Origin of the sequence: Vibrio sp. 10N.247.311.51, assembly GCF_041467855.1 — a bacterium.
GTDB classification, from domain to species: Bacteria; Pseudomonadota; Gammaproteobacteria; order Enterobacterales; family Vibrionaceae; genus Vibrio; species Vibrio coralliirubri.
The window spans coordinates 1-24,116 of the sequence record NZ_JBFSVK010000023.1 but is presented as its reverse complement, the minus strand read 5'-3'; the positions used below and the strand labels follow the sequence as shown (position 1 = coordinate 24,116).

Sequence of the window (24,116 nt, the reverse complement as noted above, 5' to 3'; positions counted from 1 at the left end):
GATTAGATATTCAGTTTTGGGCGACACGTTATATAGTAAAAAGTGTCTAAAAAACAGTTGGTACTCTCGCTTTAAGAGAAAGGTCTGCTCATTCCGATACATCCGTCATATCTCTGGATGACTGTTCTTACAATAAATCAACATACCATACCCTTTATTATTAACGACAAAAAAAATGCCGCAAAAGCGGCATTTATCTCGTTCGGTGCATTCGACACAATAAAAATCAAATAAGCAATTTATCGGTCAAAGCCCTGTCATCGATTAAGCGTACTTCTCTTCGAAATCTTTCATGAAGCTAACCAGCGCTTGAACGCCTTCCAGAGACATTGCGTTGTAAAGTGAAGCTCTCATTCCACCTACTGCTCTATGGCCTTTCAGTGATTTCAGACCTGCAGCATCAGCCAACTCTAGGAACTTGCCATCTAACTCAGGTTTCGCCAGTTGGAACGGCACGTTCATTCTAGAACGGTTTGCAGTGTGAACATCGTTTTTGTAGAAAGCTGAGCTATCGATTGCATCGTAAAGCAGCGCTGCTTTCTCTTTGTTCACCAACTCCATCGCCTCAACGCCACCTTGAGCTTTCAGCCACTTGAACACAAGGCCTGATAGGTACCAAGCGTACGTTGGTGGTGTGTTGAACATTGAGTCTTTTTCAGCAAGCACTTTGTAGTTCAGAATACTCGGCAACACGTCGTTTGCGAGTTCGAGTAGATCATCACGTACGATTGCAATGCAGATACCCGCTGGGCCAATATTCTTTTGTGCGCCCGCGTAGATAACACCGTACTGAGACACATCAATCTTACGAGACAGAATGTTAGATGACATATCTGCTACGATTGGCTTATCCGTTTGAGGAAGCTCGCTGATTTCAATACCATCGATGGTTTCATTTGGACAGAAATGTACATACGCCGCTTCCGGGTCGATTTTCCAATCTTTAGCTGGAACAACCGCTGCTTTGCCATCAATTGACGTCTTCGCGTTGAATACATCGATTTCGCAATATTTGCTCGCTTCAGTCACTGCACTTTCTGCCCAGTAACCCGCATCAATGTAAGTCGCTTTGGTCGCGTCACCTAAAAGGTTTAGAGGAACAGCAGCGAATTGAGCACGAGCGCCCCCCTGACAGAAAAGAACTTTGTAGTTGTCTGGGATGTTCAGAAGATCACGCAGGTCCTGTTCGGACTCGTCAGCAACTTGAATAAATTCCTTGCTGCGATGGCTGATTTCCATCACGGAAGTCCCTAAACCATTCCAATCAATAAAGTCCGCTTGCGCTTGTTTCATTACCGGTTTAGGCAGTGCAGCTGGGCCAGCACTGAAGTTGAATACGTTATCTAATGTAAGTTCCATGGGGATGATTGCTCCTGCTAAATAATAACTATGCAAGTAATACCATGTTTTACCCAACATAAAAACAACAAAAGAGGTCTTAAGACCTCTTTTGTTTTGTACCGTATAAAATGTTTAAGCTTAACCTGCTAAATCACCCTATCAGTATTCAAGCCTGCTCTGTTTATTGAACAAAAACCGGCATAAGTAGAGCGATTAATGGAATTTCTTGTCCATTTTCGAACACTAGGTTTCCATTTTCTAAGTCAGCGCTGATTTCATAACCACTTTCTGTTTCCTTGATCATTTCCATCACAAGCAATTCATCGATACCTTCACGGATGAATGGGTACTCTTCAACAAGTTCATTTGAAAAGCTAGAGTGAACGTTACCCGTTAATGCAGGCATGATCATCGAAGGGTTGCTGCTGATGTTTTCTGTCCCTTCCGGTACGCTCACCAACCACTTAGATTCGAACTGCCCTTTACCTAGCTCTAGTGACATGTTGTTCATTGAAAGGTCGAAACCTTTAGCAAACAAGATATCGATAAATGGAATGATCTCTGCAACGTCTTCTTGCGTCATCACAGGATTAGATTGGTAAATCTCAAAGATTTTCTCAAACGACTCGCTATCCAACTTCGACATTTCAAAATCGACGTTTAGGTTGTTCAACTGGCCTTCACTGGTCTCGATGTTTGCGATATCCAGCTTGAGGTTGCTGCGCAGACGCTTAGTTGCTTCATCTAGATGTGATTCAAAATCGTACTTAGAGTTTTCAATGGTCATGAAAGGCTGCATTGCAGAGTCTGAAACCAAGAAGCTATCGATAGTAAAATTCTGAGTACCTAACCAGTAGCCTTTCGCTTGCTGGCCTGAACCCACACCTTTCAGATTAGACAGCGTTACCTCTTCACCGGTTTCAAAATCAATTTGAACTGAAGGGATTGAAAGCTCGTAATCAACTTGACCTAAAACAGTCGCATGGCCAGAAAGATTCGATTTAGTGATCGATACCGACGTACCATTCTCATCAGAACCTTGATGATTGAACTGGCTTAACTCGAAGTTAAAGTCAGTGTTGCCGTTTAGCTCAGTGCTGGTAGTCAGAGTTAAAGGCAGAATATCGGTATTCTCAAACGTCGACAGTGCATTTAAGCTCACCAAACCGTGGCTAACCGCACTGTTGATGACAAACTCACTCAGCAGCCCATCAATCGCAAGTTGCTCTTTCAGGTTTTCATCCGTCACAGTTAGACGTGTGGTTACGTTGGAAGACAAGTAACCTCTATCGTATTCCACGATCTCAGCTTGAATGCTTGAATTGTTAAGCTTTGCAACGCCATCGGTAATTGCATTTTGTCCAATTTGGCCAACCGCTAGTGGCCAACAAAGTGCCAATGAGATTGCGCCGCCAATTGCACCAATTTTTCTTAACTGTTCCATGAGTTCTCTTTCTACACGTGTCTGTTTTTTTTAGTCTAACCCATCAGTAGCAAACAAGAAACATTGAGTTAAATCAGTCTATTGCTCGATACTTCGATTGCCTCAATAAATTAACGGCTAGCTCTCATCCTTATTAGGCGGTTCTTGCTAGGCTAGAGACGTCGCTACTATTAAGGTTGAGCTGTGAATCAATACGCTGTTATCTGTTTGGACAATAATCCGGTTAGCATTGAAAGAATACGTTCGGAGCTGGCTCCGTTGGCTTCTGTATTCGATATTTATACTGCCGAGAACATAGAAGATGCTCATCACGCATTAGAAGATATTCATGATCACAACCAAACCGTAGCCTTGGTGATCACTCATCATCATTCTGAATTTAATGGCGTGCAATTTCTGATTGAACTTGAACAGCTGCCCCATAGTAATACCGCAAGAACGATATTAGTCAGCGCTTCGTCAGACATTCAATCCATTCTAACCGCTGTAAATGAAGGCAGGCTCAACCACTGTCTAACCAAACCGGTTCAAGATCAGGTTCTATTCAAATCAGCACAAAAAGAGCTTACTTCTTTTGTTATCCAATACGACTCAGAAAACCTGCTCTCTTACAGCGATGCATTGGATCAACAGCGCTTACTCAGAGCGCACATTGAGCAAAAGATTCACTCTTTCCAATCGGGTTTCATTCACGACTACCACCAGCTTTCTGATAATGCCCTTGCAGAGCGTGTCGTCAGTGCCTTACAAGATGTGTTTTCAAAAGATGACAAAACCAAAGCCATTCGTGATTACTCGCCCGAACATCTGCTCACTGTGGAAGGCGAAGACAATCGCTTTTTATGGCTGATCATTGAAGGTGAAGCGGCTCTATATAAGAAAGATGAACTCGGGCAACAGCGGGAAGTGGTACGTCACTCCAAGGGGAATATTGTCGGAGGGATGTCATTTGTGACAGGCGAGCCTTCGTTTTCTACCGCGATCACCCTAACGCAAACACGTGTAATCAAGCTGGATAAAGATAGCTTTGCTCAGGTGATGCACTCAAACAATACCCTGCTGCCTTTATTTACCAATCTATTGCTCCGTCATTTTAATCGACGTTTGCAACGCAGCATCACCAATAAGATCAAACTGCAACAAACACTAGAATCATTAGAGTCTGCACATCAACAACTGATCGAAAAAGAGAAAATGGCGATGCTCGGGCAGCTAGTCGCGGGAGTCGCACATGAGCTAAATAACCCGATTGCAGCCATATTAAGAAGCATCGAAACTCTGTCAGAACATCTCGACCAGATATTGGCAAACCTATCCGTTCCAGAGTCCAATAAAGGGACTGACGTACTGGCACATTCAAAGTTAGCTAAGCCACTATCGACGGCTCAAGAAAGACAGCTCGTAAAGCATCTTACGTCGACGATTGATGACCGTGCTTTAGCAAAAAAAGCCGTGAGACTAAACCTAAGCCAAGACTCTACGGTTCTAAACACATTAAAAGAGTCCCCTGTCGCAGGCAAAGAGCTGCTCAATGACTTAGAGCATTACCATTATGTTGGAAACTCTATCCGCTCAATTCAAGTGTGCAGCAAGCGTATTGCCGATATGGTCAAAAGCCTAAAAAGCTATGCTAGAGAAGATGAAGAAGTTCGCCACTACACAGATATCCACGAAGGGCTTGAAGATACCTTAGTGATCTTTGAAAACAGGCTCAAACATCACCAATTAGAGAAGCATTACGACACCGACTTACCGCCTTTATTGTGCCAGTCGCTATCACTGCAACAAGTGTGGACCAACCTTATCTCCAACGCGCTCGATGCCCTTTCTGAACGAGGAAAAGTGTCCATCACCACTTCTCAACAGACAAAAGGCGACGACACGTTTCTTGTGGTGCAAATCTCCGATACTGGCCACGGCATTGCCAAAGAAGACATCAACACCATTTTCAACCCAAATTTCACGACCAAAAAAGAAGGCAACTTTGGTTTAGGGATTGGGTTATCCATTTCTCAACAAATCGTTTCGGCTCATCAAGGGTTTATTTTGGTGGAGTCAGAGGTAGGCAGTCATACAAACATGCAAGTGTGGCTTCCATTCAAACAAGAAGGAGTACCTCATGAATAAGTACCTAATTTTATGTGTCGATGATGAACCTGAAGTTCTCAATAGTGTCCTTCAGGACTTGGCAATATTTGAAGAGAACTTTCTGGTTGAAGGTGCTGAGTCTGTCGATGAAGCCAAGCAAGTCATCAAAGAAATGGGACAAGATGGTATTAAGCTCGCGTTAATCTTGTGCGACCACATCATGCCAGAAGAGACCGGCATCGATTTTCTGATCGAACTCAACCAACACGACGCGACTAAACCAACGCGTAAGCTGTTGCTCACAGGGCAAGCTGGGCTAGAAGATACCGTCACGGCCATTAACAACGCAGCACTTGATTTCTATATTTCAAAACCTTGGCAAGGCGACCAACTGAGAGGCACGATTACTCAACAATTGACTGACTATGTCATTGCCAACGACAAGCAATTGCTTAACTGGACTTCCATCTTAGATACCGAGCGCATACTGACTTCAATGGCGGATAAACGCACCAGTTTTGGTGAATAGCACTGATTGGTTAATGGATACGGAGAAAAGCGGCATCCGATATAAGAACCGTTCGAACACATACAAATTTTGGATAATTCGCTCGTCTATTTTTCTCATTCGCCCTAAAACATGAGATCTCCGTTACATACTGATCCTTAATTTGCTTGTTTTTTAACTAAATGAGTAAGGTTTTACATTTTAAAGGATTACTTTTCCGTGAGTTAGATTAAACTGTCTCAATGTTTATGGTTTGCCGATTTGTCTCAAACCAAAGGAATTAACACTAATATAGGTTTACGGTCGTTATGCGCAAAATTCTACTTACTACCGCTATGCTATTGGCTTCTGGTCAAGCACTAGCTGTTGATGAACAACCACAGGTAATGAGCAACTTTAACTACGATTACTTTGAAGCACGTATCGGTGCTAGCCCAGTAACATTTGGTGGTGCGTTCAGTAAGTCCATTCACCCGAACGCTCACGCTATAGCACGTATCGATTCAGAATTTGAAGGCGATTACGACTCAGCTGTAGGTCTTGGTTTCCACGCTCCATTAAACAACTGGTCAGACCTAACAGGTGAAATGCTAGCTCGTATCGTTCAACCTGAGAACTCAAGCTCTACTGATATCGGTATGGAAATCAACGTTGGTGTTCGCCAATGGCTTGGTCCACAACTAGAAGTTGGTGGTAAAGGTGGTTACGTTTCTATCGATGACAACGATGATTGGACAGGTTCTGTTTACGCGCGTTTCCACTCTACAGAGCTTTTCTCTCTAGGCGCTGAAGCTCGTATTAACGACTTCTACGGTGACCAACTTATGTTCACTGCTCGCTTCAAGTACTAATACTTAAAGCCAAGCTAGCTCTTAACGAGCACTTAGCCTTTTGATACTTAGTCTTTTAAGAAATCCGGCTAAGACAGAAACAAAAAAACCGAGGACATTCCTCGGTTTTTATTTATTAACAGTAATCTTAAGCATATAAGGCAAACTTCTTTAGTGGCAGCTCTTTAGTAATTGCTGCTTACGTGGCTCTTGTAATAGTTTCCAATGAATACCATCAATTGCACCCGCAAATTTCCAAAGTAGTTTTAGGTCAACATCGTTTCCGTACGCTTCGCGAACCTTATTAAACACTTCAGGCGCGCCCAACTGCATAAACATTGAAACATCATCCACACCCGCCTTTTTAACCATGCGCTCTAACGTAAGCTGCATGTTTGGTAGATCTCTTAATCTACGGCTAGCTGATGATTTCTTGAAGCTACGCTGCTGAATTGAATTATCGATTGAAGTACGAATAATACTATCCAATTCAGGATGTTCACAGGTAAACAGATCCGTAATGTCGTAATAGTTTACGGTTGCTGTTGTCTGCTTCTTTACATGACGATACTTTTCACAATCAAGATCGGTCAGTTTTTTATCTAATGATTTTCCACCTCTAATGAATAAACAACCTTCACTCAATAAAGCGAACATAGCGTCATTTTGAAAGAGGCCAATACCTCCGAACATAGAACGTTTTTGATGCTCACCAAATTGATTCACGTAATTAATAAATGCTGTCTCGGTCATATCCGTTGATCCTTAATCAAATTACCCCGATTAGGTTGATCACCAGACAAGCAGCTTGTTATGCGAAAAATTTTAAATCTATTTTATTATTCTATAGGTGAATATTATGGTTTCGTTTTTCACCTTTAAATAAATCATACTTCGAAAAGAAAAATAAGTCTGGACTTAGTTCACATCAATCAATTGAGTATTCTGGTTTTTCATGATTGACGTCACAGTAAACTATCAAACCATGCTTGAATTTGGACACCTAGTGATACACCGGTTCAAATTATTAAAGGTTATGTGGACGGATGAGTATTGCCTCGCAGCATCGCGGCTTGTAAAATGGCAAGACATACATGTTTTTACTTTTTATATGAATCATTTATCGTTTTTCTGGCTACCTCAAAATAAGGCTCTTCTCTTAAAGGGTCTAGAATCAGAGTTTGCCCAACTTGTTGGACATTCTATCTCAGCGGGAAAAATAACACTTCCTCCTATCCCTAACGTTGTACTGAAGATTCAATCGCTTTGTACCCTTGAATCAACTGGGATTGCTGAAGTTGCCGAGTGCTTACTCGAAGACCCAGGCCTCGCTGCTATTGTCATTCGTGTGGCTAACTCTGTCGTCTTTAACCGACGCAATATTACTTGTGTTGATATCATGACGGCTGTGTCGCGCCTTGGCATATTAAGAGTACGTGACATCGTGACGGCTCAGGCTATTGAGCAGCTCAAACACTCAGTCAACCTCAGTAAAGAGTGTAATAAGTTATTGGTTCAGAGCGCTTCTGTATCAAAAGAGCTAGGCGCTACTATGGTGCTTGTTACCAACAGCTTCAAAGAGCTCTCCCCTACTGAATACCGTTACCTTGAACATGAAAAATCTCTGCTTGTTGGATTACTGGCTGACATTGGTTTGTTCTGTTTGGTTAGCGAATACCACCTCTACCTCGAAAATGGCAATTACCTAGATCACGACATCGCTCTACAAATCTTCCAAGGCCAATGTTCTGCTACCAGTAAATTAGTACTTAACCGTTGGGGCTTCGACAGCGACTTCATTGATGTGTGCAGCAATACCATCAATAACCACGAACAGCGTGAAGTGTCTTACTTGGATATCGCTCGAATCGCTAACCACCTGCTGATGTTCAGAAACAAGGATGAGAACATCGATGATCACGAAGTTGAACTGAACGTGACAGGTGCAGAGGTGCTTTATAAATTAAGCAACTTGAGCAAGCATGATTTTAATGCAAAGCTAAGCGACGTGATCAATACTAGCGGCTTCTAAGTCACTGTTAAATTACAAGTAAGTGTAATATGAAGTAAATGCAATGGGGAAAGCATGTTTACAGGGATGATCTTTATATTTGCGCCACTCGTCGTGGGGTATCTTTTTGCAATTTCGAACGCTCAGACATTAGAATTTATCAACCGCTCAACATCGCGGTTGATCTACGTGATTCTGGCGTTGATGGGACTAAGCTTAGCCGCCCTCGATAACCTAGGCAGTAATCTGCAGACAATCCTTCTATATACCGTCACTTTCTTTGTCTGCTTAAGCGTTTGTAACCTAATGGCACTGCCCGCTATTGATAAGTTATTGCCACTCAAAACCGACAGTACCAAGAAGAAGCTTCCCCTCTCTTCTATGGCGATGGAATCTGCCAAACTCATCCTAGTGGTAGGTTCAGGGCTAATCGCTGGCTTAGTGCTGCCTATTAGCCTTGATTGGGTTGATACCGCAAGCGAATGGATTCTGTTTGTTCTTCTGTTCTTTATCGGCATTCAGCTGCGTAATAGCGGACTCACACTTCGTCAGATCTTACTCAACAAGCACGGCATGGTTATCGCAATCACCATTATCATCACCTCAATGTTAGGTGGTGTCATCGCGGCTTACATCCTAGATATCCCTCTGTTCAAAGCCTTGGCAATGTCTTCTGGATTTGGTTGGTATTCTCTGGCTGGTATCTTAATGGGTGACGCCTTTGGCCCTGTCTATGGCGGCGCTTCTTTCATGCTTGAGCTGTTAAGAGAGTTAGTTGCCTTGGTACTGATTCCAGTGCTGATTCGCAGCTACCCATGTACTTCCATTGGTTATGCTGGTGCGACTGCAATGGACTTCACCCTACCGGTCATTCAAACAACAGGCGGCGTTCGATGTGTGCCTATCGCTATCGTCAGTGGCTTTATCTTAAGCTTGCTTGTTCCGATATTGATGTTGTTCTTTGTATCTCTTGCTAACTAGATCGCAGGAATAGCGTTTGTTTTAGATTAGAATGCAACTCGAATACCAATGCCCAAGACACCGATACAGTTACCGAAATAAAAAGACACTAAGTGTCATTGCTCAACAAATAACGATCACGGTAACCTGTAACGACAAAGTTATAAAAAGAATAAACTTACAAAAGGAACCACTATGAAACGCCTTTGCGTCGCATTACTGCTAGCTTCAACTTCTACTTTCTCTTTTGCAGCAGATTCAATGTCTGAGACAAACCAGTGCCAAGCAAAAAAATATGATGCGTACATCGACGCTTCTTTGAATTGGTATGCCGACCTTGCTGCATTAACCTCTGAGCAATATCCAGAGCTAACAGAAGTGAGTGAGTGGTTCCTAGAAGGCCGTAAGCACCACTTTGAGCTTAACCGTGCTGCGGTTAACTACTACCTTGTGAACGATTCAAGCAAAGTGGCAACAGAGCAACCTGTAGAAGGTTGGTTGCAACTTGAGCAACACGACATTAAAACGCTATCAACACGTGATGATGAGCTTGGTAAAATCGCGAAAACAACGTTCGATGACCGCCAATCAACGCCTCACGCTCAAAACTACGAGCTACGTTCTGCCTTTGCAGAGCTGCTTAGCCACCCTAAGCAAATCGACTCAGCGCTGCAGCGTTACAACCAGTCGATCAGTAAACTTGAAGCGATTAAGTGTAAATAACCCCGCATTTAATATGCTTTTTTGAGAAGTTGGATTTCATAATTAAGACGGGACATTGTTCCCGTTTTCGTTTAGATTGTCCCGCTCGCGTCAATATTAGAAAAATAACTCGCTTGCTATGGTTACGGAACAAAAAACAGCAGATGTTAGCTTCGACAGTCTTCTACGTATCTTCACGGTACCTGAAGGCCCAGATTCAACACTCACTCAAATTGAAGACAAACTTTCACGAAACCTGAATCAATTCTTACGTGAACATATTGTGGCTGAAGAAAAGCCGCTGCGTGAAATTGAGAAAGATTTTTCAAATGCTCATATCCCAGAGCAGCCTGAGTTTGTTTCTGAACATACTGAGCATCTCCTCGATTCTCTTGTGTCTCATTCGGTTCACACGTCTTCGCCAAGTTTTATTGGCCACATGACCTCTGCGTTGCCGTACTTCCTGATGCCGCTTTCAAAAATCATGATTGCGTTGAATCAGAATCTAGTAAAAATCGAGACCTCAAAAGCTTTCACTCCCCTAGAACGTCAAGTTCTGGGCATGTTACATCGCCTGATTTATCAAGATAGCGACCAGTTTTATTCTCGTTGGATGCACAGCGCAAACCACTCTTTAGGTGCGTTTTGTTCTGGCGGTACCATCGCGAACATTACGGCGCTTTGGGTTGCACGTAACAACGCACTAAAAGCGCAAGGTTCGTTCAAAGGTGTAGAAAAAGAAGGCCTATTTAAAGCCATGAAGCACTACGACTACGAAGGCCTTGCCATCTTAGTCTCTGAACGTGGTCATTACTCTCTGAAAAAAGCCGCGGATGTTCTTGGTATTGGTCAAGAAGGTCTAGTGTCTGTTAAAACAGATAACGACAACCGTATTTGTACTGATGATCTAAGACTCAAGATTGAGCAACTCAAGAAGAACAAGATCAAACCTTTCGCCGTCATTGGTGTGGCTGGTACAACCGAAACCGGTAATATCGACCCGCTAAGAGACATTGCCGAGGTGTGTGCCGAATCCGATTGTCATTTCCACGTTGATGCTGCTTGGGGCGGTGCGACTCTGATGTCTAACAATCATCGTCACCTGCTTGATGGTATTGAACTGGCGGATTCAGTCACGATTGATGCGCATAAACAGCTTTATATCCCTATGGGTGCGGGCATGGTTCTGTTTAAGAAGCCAGATGCGATGACAGCGATTGAACATCATGCTCAATACATTCTTCGTAAAGGCTCAAAAGATTTAGGTAGCCATACGTTAGAAGGTTCTCGTTCAGGCATGGCAATGTTGGTTTACGCCGCAATGCACATCATTAGCCGCCCAGGCTATGAACTGCTGATCGACCAAAGCATCAACAAAGCGCGCTACTTTGCCGACCTAATTAAAGATCAGAACGACTTCGAACTGGTTTCAGAACCTGAGCTTTGCCTACTGACTTATCGCTATGTACCTGAATCAGTCAAAGCTGCCCTGCTTAAAGCTGAGCCTGAACATCGTGTCGAACTGAATGAGTTGCTCAATGAGTTGACTAAGTTTATTCAGAAGAAGCAGCGTGAAACAGGTAAGTCTTTCGTGTCCCGTACACGCTTAAACCCTGAAGCATGGGCACATCAGCCGATCATCGTTTTCCGCGTGGTGTTAGCAAACCCACTAACAGGCAATGACATTCTTTCATCAGTGCTTGAAGAACAACGTGAGATCTCTAAACTAGCACCAAACTTGATGGGCAAAATCAACAAACTGGTTACGCAAATCAACGCATAGTCATTCAATTTTAGTTGCATCAAATTGAAAATTTCTTTCTTTTTGATGTAACTAAGCTGTCAGTTCATACTCATTTTGCATTCTTTTTGCTCAAACTCTCTTCCAATTCTGTAGTTTTCTAAAATTTTGTTGAGGTTTGTCATATTCTTAAGCATTCATGCCCTGTTTTTGTATTAGTAAATAGTATGTTGGGTTTATACTGACTCTATGGTGCTAGTTAGCTTGATATCTATTTGACGCAGCAGTATTTACGATACCAAATATACATTTGGTTTTGTGTTTACTGATATTTGCTTCAGCCATACCCCCTGGTAAAAGATATTAACTAGCAAGTTGTTCTCTATACCCTTGTGAACACTATGAATACATTAGAAAAAATACAAAAAAACCTGGAAAATTTCAGCAAGTCTGAGCGTAAGGTAGCCGAAGTAATTATGGCTTCCCCTCAAACTGCAATTCATTCTAGCATTGCTACCTTAGCTAAAATGGCTGACGTGAGTGAGCCTACAGTTAACCGCTTCTGTCGTCGATTAGACACAAAGGGCTTCCCTGACTTCAAACTTCACCTAGCTCAAAGCTTGGCGAACGGTACACCTTACGTGAACCGTAATGTTGAAGAAGATGATGGTCCAGATGCTTATACGCATAAGATTTTCGAATCAACTATGGCTTGTCTAGACGTTGCTAAAAACAGTCTAGATGCGATGCAAGTAAACCGTGCGGTTGACTTGCTGACTCAAGCAAAACGCATTTCATTCTTCGGACTGGGTGCCTCTTCTGCTGTCGCCAAAGATGCTCAAAACAAGTTCATTCGTTTTAATATCCCAATCACGTGTTTCGAAGACATTGTGATGCAACGAATGAGCTGCATTAACTGCAGTGATAACGACGTTATTGTTCTTATCTCTCATACTGGCCGCACTAAAAGCCAAGTTGAGATTGCAAACTTAGCGCGTGAAAACGGTGCGACAGTTATTGCTATCACAGCAAAAGATTCTCCACTGGATAAAGCGAGCTCGTTGTCTATTTCTCTGGATGTTCCAGAAGACACTGACGTTTACATGCCAATGGCAAGCCGCGTTGTTCAGATGACGGTTATCGATGTGCTAGCGACAGGCTTCACGCTTCGTCGTGGCTCTGGTTTTAGAGAGAACCTAAAGCGCGTCAAAGAGTCACTTCGTGATTCACGTTACGAGAAGTACTCTCAGTTCTAATCAGCTAAGTCATGAATTGAAAACAGATGACCAGAGAACAAGTTAAATTAAAAAACGGAGCCTAGCGCTCCGTTTTTATTTGTCTGTTTAAAATAGTTTATACAATGAGCAGATTGAAGACTATTAGATGGTCCAACTATTACCCTTCTCAACCACGCTGTTCTCGGACGCATAAGAATTGATAATGGTAAAGCTCGACTCGACAGCAGGTTCATGGCCAATTTGATTCATTGAAGCTCCCTCATGATGCCCTTCTCCACAACTGCACTTCTCGCATACCTGCTTCAAAATATGCACGAGCCTCTCTTGGTTCAATGGCAAAGGGTTTCCTTTAATCGCCACTGACTTGAGCGCATCGGCAGACACCTCATCAAACTGGGCTTCACAGACACCAAACTCCAGCAAGTTGGGTAACTTAAGCGTATCAAGCACTTCCGACAACCAAGAAATTGCGTCTTCTTCTGTTGCTTCTACGTTACCTGTCACTATCTGAGCGATTCGCTGATAACGCGCTAGGATGTCGCTTCTTTGCTGCTCTTTTGTAACGGCTATGTTCTCCAACATCACAAACGGCGCTAAACGCGCGGTAATCACACTATGAGGCGCAGAAATCTTACCTCCTAGTGCGGAGGCTAAACCATGGGCTGCGCCAAGCTTGGCATTGGTTATCGCCATTCCACCGAGCATAGAAGCGAAAGCAAGATCAGAACGCGCTTGAGGCTCATCATAAACACACGCTTTAACCACAGAACCACTCAACTTACGCAGCCCTTCTTCACAAATCATATCGGTTAACGGATTCGGCTCACCACACACGTAGGCTTCCATTAGATGAGTAAAGGCATCCATCGCACCTCGTCCAGATAGATAAAGATTAGTTCCATGAGTTAGGGTTGGGTCGACAATCGCAACGTCAGCCAGCATATCTGGGCTTCTAAGGCTGATTTTCACTTGGTCTTGGCCTGATTTCAGCACCGCGTTTTTAGTAACCTCGGCGCCGGTACTCGCCGTAGTTGGAATAGCGATAAACGGAAGTGGTTTGGTTTTAAGAGGAACATTACGCCCGACCACTTCAACATAGTCATATAAATTGCCTTGATTAGGTAAAACCGCGGCTAACGCTTTGCCCATGTCGATGGCACTGCCACCACCCATCGCGACGACCATATCTGGCTTAAATCGACGTGCAGAAATAGCCGCCTCTTCCACCATTTTAATATTAGGTTCACCAGAAATGGCAATGTGCTGATAACGCATACTCTGCGCATCCAGATAGTCAGTAACAATTGAAGTGCGCTCTAATGTATTGCCTGTAACCAATAGCACGCTGTAGCCGTATTGATTAAAGAGAGACAATGAAGCGGAAAGTGCTCCATCACCAAAGATGATCTTTGTAGATGTCATAAATTGAAACATGGTGCCTCCTGCGCCTATGACCGAACAAAATTGCGAACTCTTGGTTATTGGAATTTAGCCTTTATATCGTGCATCAGTATTAAGATGCCTCGTTCTGTATGCGCTTTTTTTGACGAGGTGCAACTTGTCGCATTAAAGATAGATTAATGTCGTATTTCTAGGGGTAATTCACACTCTTAAATTAAGGGTAATCAATCTAGATACCCATCAGAAATCAGCATGGTTCCTTTTTGTGACCATTATTTGCTCTGATAGACAAAACCTATTGTATTAAGAGGTAATTCCATCTTTATTTCCCCATGGCATTGAGGCATAGTTGGTTTTAAGAAATTTTGAGTGGCATTCACTAAAGAATAGTTAACATAATCGAGTTAACGAGCCTCATCCCGTATTTAGGAGAAATTAAATGTTTGTAGTTATTTTTGGTCGCCCTGCTTGCCCATTCTGTGTTCGTGCAAAAGAGCATGCTGAAACTCTTAAAGCTAAACGCGATGACTTCAACTACCGTTACGTTGACATCCACGCTGAAGGTATCAGCAAAGCTGATCTAGAGAAGACTGTTGGCAAACCTGTAGACACAGTGCCACAAATCTTCATCGACCAAGACCACATCGGCGGCTGCACAGAATTTGAAGCATACGCAAAAGAAAACCTAGGTCTTTTTGACTAAGCTAGGATTTCTCAGACGAGAATCGAGGCTAAGGCCTTAAACAGCTAGCCCATTTAGGCGTTAGACTGTACGATTTATAGAAAGCCCGCTCACTTTAGCGGGCTTTTTTATGACCAGTTTTCATACGGAATAAGAATAAGGTCAAAATCAAGTAAATTAGCAAAATATTGCTTATAATTTATTTATATTTAGATACAATTCACATCTCAAACTTACCCTGTGTTCCACGCTAATTATTGAGCGACCACCGTGAATATCGACGTTGTTTTTCTGTTAGAACAAAACCCCATTCTCCTCATCTTTGTTGTTTTATCGATTGGATTAGCCATTGGTAAAATTCGTTTCGGTAGCCTCCAACTTGGTAACTCAATCGGTGTTTTGATTACTTCCCTTATCATGGGACATCTTGGCTTTTCTTTTAACGCAGATGCGCTCACCATTGGTTTCATGCTGTTCATCTACTGTGTTGGCATTGAAGCTGGACCAAACTTCTTCGGTATCTTCTTCAGAGATGGTAAGCACTACCTCATTCTGAGCCTTGTGGTTCTCTCTACCGCAATTGCTTTAACCTATTTCAGTAGTCATTACCTTGGCCTCGGGTTTGGTTTATCCGCTGGTATGATGGCGGGTGCCTTAACAGCAACGCCGATATTGGTAGGTGCTCAAGATGCTCTGAATTCTGGGCTTGCAGAATTACCAAGAAATATGGATTTGAGCCTGATTATCGAAAACCTATCAGTGGGTTACGCGATGGCTTACTTGGTTGGCTTAATCAGTATGATTATGTTTGCACGCTTGATTCCAAAGCTTCAAAAAGTAAACCTACACGACTCGGCAGAGCAAATCGCCCAAGAACGTGGTTTAGGCGCTTCAGGTCAGCGTAAGGTTTACCTACCCATTATTCGTGCTTATCGAGTGGGCCCAGAGCTTATCTCTTGGACTGACGGTAAGAACCTGCGTGAACTGGGCATCTATCGCCAAACAGGCTGTTACATCGAGCGTATTAGACGTAATGGTATTCTTGCCCATCCAGATGGTGATGCAATTTTGCAAGAAGGCGATGAGATCGCATTGGTTGGTTTCCCAGACAGCCACGCTCGCCTAGACCCAAGTTTCCGTAACGGTAAAGAGGTTTTCGACCGTAACCTTCTCGACCTGCGTATCGTGGAAGAAGAGATCGTCGTTAAAAGTGACAGCATCGCAGGTAAACGCCTATCAGACTTAAACCTGTCTGAATATGGCTGTTTCCTTAACCGCGTAGTACGAGCTCAAATTGAAATGCCGATGGACTTAAACATCGTGCTGTCTAAGGGTGATGTACTGCAGGTGAGTGGCGAAAAGAGTCGTGTGCACGGCCTAGCAGAGAAAATTGGTTTCATCTCAATCCACAGCCAAATGGCGGATTTGATGGCCTTCTGTAGCTTCTTCATTTTGGGTATTTTGTTTGGTTTGATCACCATGACATTCGGTCAGGTGTCGTTTGGACTAGGTAACGCAGTTGGCCTGCTTCTATCGGGCATCATGCTTGGTTTCCTACGAGCGAACCACCCTACTTTCGGTTATGTGCCTCAAGGTGCTCTGAACATGGTCAAAGACCTCGGTTTGATGTTCTTTATGGTCGGTATCGGATTGAGCGCCGGTGGTAAGATATTTGAGCACTTAACCCAAGTTGGTCCGCAGGTAATAGGTATCGCTCTGGTGGTCAGTGTCTTGCCAGTATTCTTCGCGTACTTGGTTGGCGCTTACGTATTGAAGATGAACCGAGCCCTACTGTTTGGTGCGATAATTGGTGCGCGAACTTGCGCTCCAGCGATGGACATCGTAAACGACCATGCTCGCTCAACCATTCCAGCTCTGGGTTACGCAGGTACTTATGCGATAGCCAATATTTTGATGACCTTAGCAGGTACTTTCATCATCATAATTAGCTAGCTTATTCAGCGTTATAGATTAGATATTTTAAATGCACTAGTTCATCTTTGGGTTAGTGCATTTTTTATGACTTCTTTTCTCTCACTTGCTCTTAGAGTTCGTCGAACCTCGAATCCCATATCTGCTCTAAATTCTTTTCGAATCTCGTCACCCGAATATCTCATCCGTTATTAAATCTCTTCGTATCCCGCGACTCGAATCTCTCATTCGCTCTTAAGTCTTTTCGCATCTCGCCACTCGAATCCCTCATCTACTTATGAGCAAAAAAATAGGCGCTCAATGAGCGCCTATTTCGTTTTGATTCGATTATTTGAATTAGATGTCAGCTACATCAAATTCAACAGCTGGGTTAACATCAGCTTCGTAATCAACACCTTCAACACCGAAACCGAATAGCTTCAAGAACTCTTCTTTGTACTCTACGTAGTCAGTCAGTTCTTTTAGGTTCTCAGTTGTGATTTGAGGCCATAGGTTACGACAGTGGTCTTGGATGTCTTCGCGAAGCTCAAGGTCATCTAGACGTAGACGGTTCACTTCATCTACTTCTGGCGCGCTGCCGTCTTCTTTGTATAGACGTTGGCTGAACATACGGAAGATCTGTTCCATACAACCTTCGTGAATACCTTCTTCACGCATCTTCTTGAACACCATAGCGATGTAAAGAGGCATAACAGGGATTGCAGAACTTGCTTGAGTTACAACAGACTTAAGAACAGCAACGTTTGCAGTACCGCCAGTTTGGCCTAGTTTCTCGTTCAGCGCTGAGGCTGCACGGTCTAGATCCATCTTAGCTTTACCTAGCGCGCCATCCCAGTAGATTGGCCACGTTAGTTCAGTACCGATGTAGCTGTAAGCAACAGTCTTACAACCGTCAGCTAGAACACCGGCTTCAGATAGAGCGTTGATCCAAAGTTCCCAATCTTCACCGCCCATTACAGTAACAGTGTCTTTGATCTCTTCTTCAGATGCAGGCTCAACACTTGCTTCGATGATAGTGTCTTTGTTGGTATCAACCGCTGTTGATGTGTACGTTTCGCCGATAGGTTTTAGAGCTGAACGAATCACTTCGCCAGTCTCTGGCATTTTACGCACTGGAGATGCCAGTGAGTACACAACCATATCGATTTGGCCTAGATCTTCTTTGATCAGGTCAATCGTTTTCTGTTTCGCTTCGTTAGAGAAAGCATCGCCGTTCAGGCTTTTTGAATACAGGCCTTCTTCTTTAGCTAGCTTGTCGAACGCCGCTGAGTTGTAAAAACCAGCTGTGCCCGGCTTTTTCTCAGTACCGGCTTTCTCAAAGAAAACACCGATAGTTGAAGCGCCGCCACCAAATGCAGCCGCAATACGTGAAGACAAGCCGTAGCCACTTGAAGAGCCAACAACTAGTACACGCTTAGGTGCGTTTGCGATTGGGCCTTGAGCTTTTGTGTAAGCAATTTGTTCTTTTACATTAGCTTCACAACCGACTGGATGTGTTGTAGTACAGATGAATCCGCGAATTCGAGGTTTGATGATCATATTCAACTTCCTTAAAAAATCAGGTTAAGGATAAAAGTTTCGTACGCAAATGGCATCTAATTTCTGTAAAAATGTGGTGAAAATGCAAGTGGTTGGAGCACTCAGCTGATATTTGCTGACTAAGTCACCATTTGTTAACGCATCTATTGCGACTTCTACGACAAAAACAAAAAAGGCACCTAATTAGGTGCCTTTTATCGTTTCTTTATCTAAGCAACGCTATTTAGCTTAGGTTTTAACTCTTTTCGCGTCAAAGTTTCACTAAAGTCATGACTAAAGTGGTCAACTTGAATCGCAGCGTAACGCAGTTTATCGGCAGCCACAATTTGGTCGACTTCTTCTTGCGTTAACACATCAGCAGCAAGTGCTTGAGCTAACTTGTCTTGCAGTAAGCCTTTACGAGCCACTTTGCCCTCTTTCACTGCTTTGAAGATCTTACGCTCAAGAGGCTTAATGCCGTACATCGCATTGAACGCGTTCTCCATCAGACCAACACTATCCTCTTCTTCTTTACCGATGTAGCAAAGATGAGTCAGACGTTCACGGTGTGCACCCGGAGTCATCAAGCTTTCAGCTAGTTGCACCGTTAGGTTGTCGCTTGGTTTTTCGAAGTGGTTACCAACAGGGAAAACTAACCCTTTTAGCACTTTCCCAACCATCTTGTTCGGGAAGTTTCTGTACGCTTCTTGTAGCGACTTAGCTGCATTATGGAAACAGTGTTGAACCGCGTAGTGTACGTAGTCTAGGTCAGCTTGTTGACGACCTTCGTCTTCATACTTCTTAAGTGCTGCAGATGCCATGTATAGGTAACTTAGACCATCACCCAAACGTGCAGAGATAAGCTCTTTACGTTTCAGTTCTCCACCTAGCGTCAGCATTGCGAAATCCGCACTTACTGCAAGTGCACGGCTCAAACGAGTCAGATCTTGGTAGTACGGCTTAGTTGGGCCACTCATGTCGGCTTTAATGAACTTAGAGCCAGTTAGTGCCGCACCAAAAGCACCGAACGTGTTTTTAGTCGCGTGTGAAATGTGCTTGAATAACAAGTTATCAAAGTCTTTCGCACCTTGCTTCTCATCTGGGTTTGCTGCCGCTTCCATTTCGCTCAGTACGTATGGGTGACAACGTGTCGCACCTTGACCAAAGATCATCAGGTTACGAGTCAGGATGTTTGCACCTTCTACTGTAATAGCAACAGGGATACCTAGATAAGGCGCTGCCAAGTAGTTCATAGGACCATCTTGGATTGCACGACCCGAGTGGATATCCATTGAGTCATTTAGAATAGTACGTGCCATCTCTGTCATGTGATATTTAGCGATAGCGGTTACGATACCCGGCTTCTCTTTCATGTCGAGAGAAGTAGTTGTCAATGTACGAGTTGCTTCCAGTAGATACGTTAAGCCACCAATACGGCCTAGGCTCTCTGCAACACCTTCAAACTTACCAATCGACATACCAAACTGCTTACGAACATAAGCGTACGCACCGGTTGTTTTTGCCGTTAGGTGACCCATCGCTGTGCCAAGTGCTGGTAGTGAAATACCACGACCTGCAGACAGACATTCCACCAGCATACGCCAACCTTTACCTGCGTAATCTGCGCCACCGATTAGCCATTCCATTGGGATAAACACATCGTGACCGCGTGTTGGACCATTCATGAATGCAAGACCAAGTGGATCATGACGCTCACCAATCACAACACCTTCATGATCAGCCGGAATTAGCGCACACGTGATACCGATATCTTCTTTATCACCAAGCAGTTTTTCTGGATCGTGCAGTTTGAAAGCCAAACCAAGTACCGTCGCAACTGGTGCTAGCGTAATGTAGCGTTTGTTCCAGTTAAGCTTGATGCCTAGTGTCTCTTTACCTTCATGCATCTCCATGCACACAGTGCCGACGTCAGGGATACCGCTCGCATCAGAGCCTGCTTCAGGGCCTGTTAGTGCGAAACATGGGATATCGGTACCGTCAGCAAGACGAGGTAGCCAGTAGTCTTTTTGATCTTGAGTACCGTAGTGAGACAATAGCTCACCAGGACCTAGAGAGTTTGGAACCATTACCGAAACCGCAGTACTGATACTACGAGTCGCAATCTTAGTTACGATGGTTGAGTTTGCATGTGCTGAGAATTCACGACCGCCATACTCTTTTGCAATAATTAGCGAAAAGAAACGCTCTTTACGTAAGAAGGTCCATACCTCTTCAGGAAGGTCTCGATCTTCTTTTACAATTTGGTGGTCATCAAGCATAGCAAGCAAAGTTTCAAGTTCATTATCCATGAACGATTGCTCTTCTGCTGTCAGCTGAGGTTTTGGGTATTGGTGAAGCTTAGTGAAATCTGGTTTACCAGAAAACAGCTCTCCGTCCCACCACACGCTACCCGCTTCCATCGCTTCTTTCTCAGTGCTAGATAGTGGTGGTAGTACTTTTTTAAAGAGTTTAAAAGCTGGGTCACTTACCCATTTTTGTCTTAGAGAGCTCATAGTTCAGATCCTTTTGTTCACTATATTGGTTGTGAATGTTTCGCTTTTTATTGTTTTATTCTTCTGCTGACATGCCAGCGGCAAGATATGGAATAAGAATATCGACCACTGCCTTAGCATCAATCTTTCTGTCATAGTCATTCTCTGCAATTTCTACCAGAGCTTGACTCGATGCCATGGTGAATACACAAGTCCCTAGGGTGAAGTGTAATCGCCAAAATAACTGTTCTTGAGTGAGGTTCGGATTTGCCTTCATTACTGACGTCGTAAACAAAGAAAGTACTTCGCTATAACGAGTGGTAATGAACCAACGTAGATGCCCTTGCACATCCGTATACCCCCTGCCGATAAGTAACATGAATCGGCTTGTACCATTTGGCCTAACATCATTAAGTGCTCTTAGTGGCTGTCTCAAAGACTCAAACACGTCACTCATAGAATACGTTTCGTTCAAGTTTAAGTTCACTAATGCATCTTGCAGTGCTGGCATAAATGCTTCTAAGTAACGATTGAGTACTGCACGAACCAGAGTCTTCTTATCGCCAAAGTGATAGTTCACTGAAGCCAAGTTGACATTCGCTTTACTCGTAATCGTACGTAAAGAGGTGTCATTAAAACCGTGCTCAGCAAATAAGCCTTCAGCCACATCTAAGATTTTGTCTTTGGTTGTACTTCTTGGTGCCATTTCAATCACTCGTATTAAACAACTGTTTGAAATATACGCTCAGTACATTTATTTAACAAGCAAGCAACATCACATTTTCACAAATTGGTCGTACCAGTTAGTAAAACTCAGCACTAACCGATTGAATCGCTGTGTGTTTACAAAAAAAGAAAAAAATAATGAATTTTCTTGGAACTGAAATAGAAATGGAGAGTCATAAATTAGGTAGAAAACAGCGTATTTAGAAGTTTAACAGGCCGTCAAACTTGTTCTTCTCACTGCTTTCTTAATTACTGCATTTTCCTTATTAACTCCTATACTTGTATCCGCCCAAACCACGTTGGTTTGGGCTTTTTTTTGTGTGTTGTTCCGATACCTTTTCTTTAGCGGGTACTCGACACAAAAAAGCCCCCGAAATCGAGGGCTTTTCTTACGTTAAGCGTTAGAACCTTTCACATTATCTAATTAAGCAGCATCATTTTTTATCAGCTCTCCCAGCACGGCTAGGTCATTACCTAGGTCAACCGAACCACCCAGTTCAGTCGCAATCCCCTCAACAACGATAGTTTGGACATCATCCCCTCCATTGATTGGAATGGACAACGCGATATCTTCTCCGTCGACAGAGACCTCAATCGCATCAAGTAGCTCGGCCATTTGAGTCTCATCTTGAGGGTCTTCGACCAAATCATTGAGGTCAATCAGATCCCCAGAACCACCTGTATAAAGCTCGAAATCTTTAATAATATCAGTACCGTTGTCGAGCGCAGAGTCTAGCCAAGTGAAGATGTTGTCTCCGCTATCTCCAATAAGCAGATCGTTGCCAGACTCGGCATACAAAGGTTCATTACTCGCAGCACTAATAACGTTATATTGCTGCGGTTCTTCGATATCTATGGTGACCGTCTCTACCGCGCTTTCTGCACCATTAGAGTCGACCGCGACATAATCAAACTGCGGGTCTTCAGTTACCGCCTCGTTACCTTGGACATAGCGTAACTCCCAACTGCCCCCTGTCGATGACAGCTCCATCCCAACAATCGGATTGTCTGGTGAAGAATAACTAAAATCATACAGAATTTGGCTATTCCCTGTATCTCCTGGATCTTTTTGATATTGCTCCGTCTGAGTAGTGCCATCAGCAAAGGTATAGAGCACTTCAACATAAACATTACTATCAGTGTTAAATGAACCACCCAACCCATCTAAACCAAAATCAACAACCTCTAATGGATTATTAGTAAAGTCGAGGACCAAGGTCTCCTGTTTGTTCATACCTCTACCATCGGTATCACCAATACCAAAACCAACATGAGATTGTTCGCCTTGATACTGCTTCAACGGTTTATTATTGTTATCTTCGATCGTTAGTGTAATCGTATTACCGTTATCTAGCGTAATAAGTCTCTCTGTTGGTGAAACTTCCACCCCCCAATTATAGAAACCATCAACAAGCTCTGGCATATCCTCAGGATCGCCACTAAAGCCCATTTCAAACATTTCTCCAGGCCCAGCTACAAAACTGATATTGTTCGGAACAAACAACTCACCATTATCAACATCAGACTGTACGATTTCTCTCGTGACGCCATTTTCATCGGTATACAAAAGGCTGCCGTTGGTTGGCAAACTTTCGATTCGAATATTAAGCGGAATGTCGTCATGGTCATCTTCTATATCCGAGATATAATCTGGCATGCCGCCATCTTCAGAATCGAAGAGAATAGGTATAATCGCGTCCTCATCATTAACGACCGTAAAGCTGGTCGCTTCAGGTGCGTCATTGACACCATTGATTGTTATCTCGATAACATGCTCTACACCATCAATCGCGGTTACCACATATCTTTCAATAACCGTGTCATCATCATTCAAGTATTGAACCGCATCGTTATCAACGACATAACTCCATGCGCCCTCTGGAGTAATCGTTAACATACCCAAAGCAAGTGCATAAGTAGACCCAATAGGGGTAAACACACCATTAGGTTTAAAGGCGGGCATGTCACTCGTGTCGACATCAGTAATCGTTAAAGTACCTGACGCTGAAAGTTCGTTGGTATCAGGATCGACATTAACATCTTCCGTCACCTCACCCATATCAGAATCACCTTCACCAACGGTAATCTCAGATGGATCATCGGCACCATTGATGGTAATCGTCACTTCGCTTGTGGTTCCGTCAATCGCAGTAACCGTGTAAACCTCAGTAACGAACTCATCGTCATCAAGATATTGCACATCATCGTTATCTACAACGTACGTCCATTCGCCATCATCGGTTATGGTCAACATACCTAACGCGGTATCATTGGTCGAACCTTCTGGATTAAACGTTCCGTTCGGTTCAAAGGCCGCAACATCATTGGCATCTACATCAGTAATCGTCAGTGTTCCCGTCGCCATCAAGTCATTGCTTTCAGGATCGACATCGACATCTTCCGTCACCTCACCCATATCAGAGTCACCTTCTCCAACGGTGATCTCCGACGGATCATCGGCACCGTTGATGGTGATGGTCACTTCACTTGTGGTTCCGTCAA

Annotated in this window: 18 protein-coding genes; 10 read left to right on the top strand and 8 right to left on the bottom strand. The window is 43.5% G+C overall.

The window, feature by feature from the left end; all coding sequences use genetic code 11:
* Positions 1-264: 264 nt before the first annotated feature.
* Both serC and AB6E85_RS18475 read right to left on the bottom strand, forming a co-directional pair.
* Positions 265-1,359 carry a 3-phosphoserine/phosphohydroxythreonine transaminase gene (gene serC / locus AB6E85_RS18480; RefSeq protein WP_017065411.1) on the bottom strand — a complete coding sequence of 365 codons (1,095 nt, stop codon included), beginning with the start codon at positions 1,357-1,359 and terminating at the stop codon, positions 265-267.
* Positions 1,360-1,522: 163 nt separating this feature from the next.
* Positions 1,523-2,785: a DUF945 family protein gene (locus tag AB6E85_RS18475; protein ID WP_372143578.1), complete on the bottom strand. Its 1,263-nt coding sequence runs from the start codon at positions 2,783-2,785 to the stop codon at positions 1,523-1,525.
* Positions 2,786-2,968: 183 nt separating this feature from the next.
* Between AB6E85_RS18475 and AB6E85_RS18470 the strand changes: the two genes are divergently transcribed.
* The 3 genes from AB6E85_RS18470 (at position 2,969) to AB6E85_RS18460 (ending at position 6,232) form a co-directional block, all read left to right on the top strand.
* On the top strand, positions 2,969-4,912 hold the full coding sequence (locus AB6E85_RS18470; protein ID WP_372143576.1) for an ATP-binding protein: 1,944 nt from the start codon (positions 2,969-2,971) through the stop codon (positions 4,910-4,912).
* Complete coding sequence (locus AB6E85_RS18465; RefSeq protein WP_122082471.1) at positions 4,905-5,402, top strand: response regulator; 498 nt, start codon at positions 4,905-4,907, stop codon at positions 5,400-5,402. Before AB6E85_RS18470 ends, AB6E85_RS18465 begins: the two co-directional genes overlap by 8 nt.
* Before the next feature lie 287 nt (positions 5,403-5,689).
* Positions 5,690-6,232 carry a hypothetical protein gene (locus AB6E85_RS18460; protein WP_372143574.1) on the top strand — a complete coding sequence of 181 codons (543 nt, stop codon included), beginning with the start codon at positions 5,690-5,692 and terminating at the stop codon, positions 6,230-6,232.
* 150 nt (positions 6,233-6,382) lie between these two features.
* On the opposite strand, the gene AB6E85_RS18455 is transcribed toward AB6E85_RS18460, so the two are convergent.
* Positions 6,383-6,964, bottom strand: coding sequence for a TfoX/Sxy family DNA transformation protein (locus AB6E85_RS18455; RefSeq protein WP_017060401.1), 582 nt, complete (start codon positions 6,962-6,964; stop codon positions 6,383-6,385).
* A 358-nt stretch (positions 6,965-7,322) separates the two neighbouring features.
* On the opposite strand from AB6E85_RS18455, the gene AB6E85_RS18450 reads away from it, so the two are divergent.
* From AB6E85_RS18450 to AB6E85_RS18430, 5 genes are all read left to right on the top strand, one after another.
* Positions 7,323-8,243 (top strand): HDOD domain-containing protein, encoded by a 921-nt coding sequence (locus AB6E85_RS18450; protein WP_050643191.1) that lies wholly within the window; start codon positions 7,323-7,325, stop codon positions 8,241-8,243.
* A gap of 54 nt (positions 8,244-8,297) precedes the next feature.
* Positions 8,298-9,203 (top strand): lysine exporter LysO family protein, encoded by a 906-nt coding sequence (locus tag AB6E85_RS18445; RefSeq protein ID WP_372143572.1) that lies wholly within the window; start codon positions 8,298-8,300, stop codon positions 9,201-9,203.
* Positions 9,204-9,377: 174 nt separating this feature from the next.
* Positions 9,378-9,905, top strand: a complete 528-nt coding sequence (locus AB6E85_RS18440) for a hypothetical protein (protein WP_017065407.1) — start codon at positions 9,378-9,380, stop codon at positions 9,903-9,905.
* A 118-nt stretch (positions 9,906-10,023) separates the two neighbouring features.
* Positions 10,024-11,667 (top strand): pyridoxal-dependent aspartate 1-decarboxylase PanP, encoded by a 1,644-nt coding sequence (gene panP, locus AB6E85_RS18435; RefSeq protein WP_372143570.1) that lies wholly within the window; start codon positions 10,024-10,026, stop codon positions 11,665-11,667.
* Positions 11,668-12,026: 359 nt separating this feature from the next.
* Entirely contained in the window at positions 12,027-12,881 is an 855-nt protein-coding gene (locus AB6E85_RS18430) for a MurR/RpiR family transcriptional regulator (protein ID WP_004734686.1), read from the top strand.
* A gap of 123 nt (positions 12,882-13,004) precedes the next feature.
* On the opposite strand, the gene AB6E85_RS18425 is transcribed toward AB6E85_RS18430, so the two are convergent.
* Positions 13,005-14,297 carry an iron-containing alcohol dehydrogenase gene (locus AB6E85_RS18425; protein ID WP_372143568.1) on the bottom strand — a complete coding sequence of 431 codons (1,293 nt, stop codon included), beginning with the start codon at positions 14,295-14,297 and terminating at the stop codon, positions 13,005-13,007.
* Positions 14,298-14,703: 406 nt separating this feature from the next.
* On the opposite strand from AB6E85_RS18425, the gene AB6E85_RS18420 reads away from it, so the two are divergent.
* The gene (locus tag AB6E85_RS18420) at positions 14,704-14,967 is read left to right on the top strand and encodes a GrxA family glutaredoxin (RefSeq protein WP_009847069.1); all 264 of its coding nucleotides are present in this window, start codon (positions 14,704-14,706) and stop codon (positions 14,965-14,967) included.
* Positions 14,968-15,216: 249 nt separating this feature from the next.
* Positions 15,217-16,899, top strand: coding sequence for an aspartate:alanine antiporter (locus AB6E85_RS18415; protein ID WP_017060395.1), 1,683 nt, complete (start codon positions 15,217-15,219; stop codon positions 16,897-16,899).
* 315 nt (positions 16,900-17,214) lie between these two features.
* On the opposite strand, the gene fabV is transcribed toward AB6E85_RS18415, so the two are convergent.
* The 4 genes from fabV to AB6E85_RS18395 all read right to left on the bottom strand — a co-directional run.
* The gene (gene fabV / locus AB6E85_RS18410) at positions 17,215-18,417 is read right to left on the bottom strand and encodes an enoyl-ACP reductase FabV (protein ID WP_048664789.1); all 1,203 of its coding nucleotides are present in this window, start codon (positions 18,415-18,417) and stop codon (positions 17,215-17,217) included.
* A gap of 209 nt (positions 18,418-18,626) precedes the next feature.
* A complete protein-coding gene (locus AB6E85_RS18405; RefSeq protein ID WP_372143566.1) occupies positions 18,627-20,909 on the bottom strand; it encodes an acyl-CoA dehydrogenase in 2,283 nt (760 codons plus the stop codon).
* Positions 20,910-20,964: 55 nt separating this feature from the next.
* A complete protein-coding gene (locus AB6E85_RS18400) occupies positions 20,965-21,594 on the bottom strand; it encodes a TetR/AcrR family transcriptional regulator (RefSeq protein WP_017065403.1) in 630 nt (209 codons plus the stop codon).
* A 444-nt stretch (positions 21,595-22,038) separates the two neighbouring features.
* On the bottom strand, positions 22,039-24,116 hold a 2,078-nt coding region (locus tag AB6E85_RS18395), incomplete at its 5' end, for a VCBS domain-containing protein (RefSeq protein WP_372143564.1).

What these genes read in the sequence shown, in the direction of transcription:
- AB6E85_RS18405 (WP_372143566.1), bottom strand. Translation starts at nt 20,909, where the DNA reads ATGAGCTCTCTAAGACAAAAATGGGTAAGTGACCCAGCTTTTAAACTC.
- AB6E85_RS18465 (WP_122082471.1), top strand. Translation starts at nt 4,905, where the DNA reads ATGAATAAGTACCTAATTTTATGTGTCGATGATGAACCTGAAGTTCTC.
- AB6E85_RS18450 (WP_050643191.1), top strand. Translation starts at nt 7,323, where the DNA reads ATGAATCATTTATCGTTTTTCTGGCTACCTCAAAATAAGGCTCTTCTC.
- AB6E85_RS18420 (WP_009847069.1), top strand. Translation starts at nt 14,704, where the DNA reads ATGTTTGTAGTTATTTTTGGTCGCCCTGCTTGCCCATTCTGTGTTCGT.
- fabV (WP_048664789.1), bottom strand. Translation starts at nt 18,417, where the DNA reads ATGATCATCAAACCTCGAATTCGCGGATTCATCTGTACTACAACACAT.
- AB6E85_RS18455 (WP_017060401.1), bottom strand. Translation starts at nt 6,964, where the DNA reads ATGACCGAGACAGCATTTATTAATTACGTGAATCAATTTGGTGAGCAT.
- AB6E85_RS18440 (WP_017065407.1), top strand. Translation starts at nt 9,378, where the DNA reads ATGAAACGCCTTTGCGTCGCATTACTGCTAGCTTCAACTTCTACTTTC.
- AB6E85_RS18430 (WP_004734686.1), top strand. Translation starts at nt 12,027, where the DNA reads ATGAATACATTAGAAAAAATACAAAAAAACCTGGAAAATTTCAGCAAG.
- panP (WP_372143570.1), top strand. Translation starts at nt 10,024, where the DNA reads ATGGTTACGGAACAAAAAACAGCAGATGTTAGCTTCGACAGTCTTCTA.
- AB6E85_RS18445 (WP_372143572.1), top strand. Translation starts at nt 8,298, where the DNA reads ATGTTTACAGGGATGATCTTTATATTTGCGCCACTCGTCGTGGGGTAT.
- AB6E85_RS18460 (WP_372143574.1), top strand. Translation starts at nt 5,690, where the DNA reads ATGCGCAAAATTCTACTTACTACCGCTATGCTATTGGCTTCTGGTCAA.
- serC (WP_017065411.1), bottom strand. Translation starts at nt 1,359, where the DNA reads ATGGAACTTACATTAGATAACGTATTCAACTTCAGTGCTGGCCCAGCT.
- AB6E85_RS18475 (WP_372143578.1), bottom strand. Translation starts at nt 2,785, where the DNA reads ATGGAACAGTTAAGAAAAATTGGTGCAATTGGCGGCGCAATCTCATTG.
- AB6E85_RS18425 (WP_372143568.1), bottom strand. Translation starts at nt 14,297, where the DNA reads ATGTTTCAATTTATGACATCTACAAAGATCATCTTTGGTGATGGAGCA.
- AB6E85_RS18400 (WP_017065403.1), bottom strand. Translation starts at nt 21,594, where the DNA reads ATGGCACCAAGAAGTACAACCAAAGACAAAATCTTAGATGTGGCTGAA.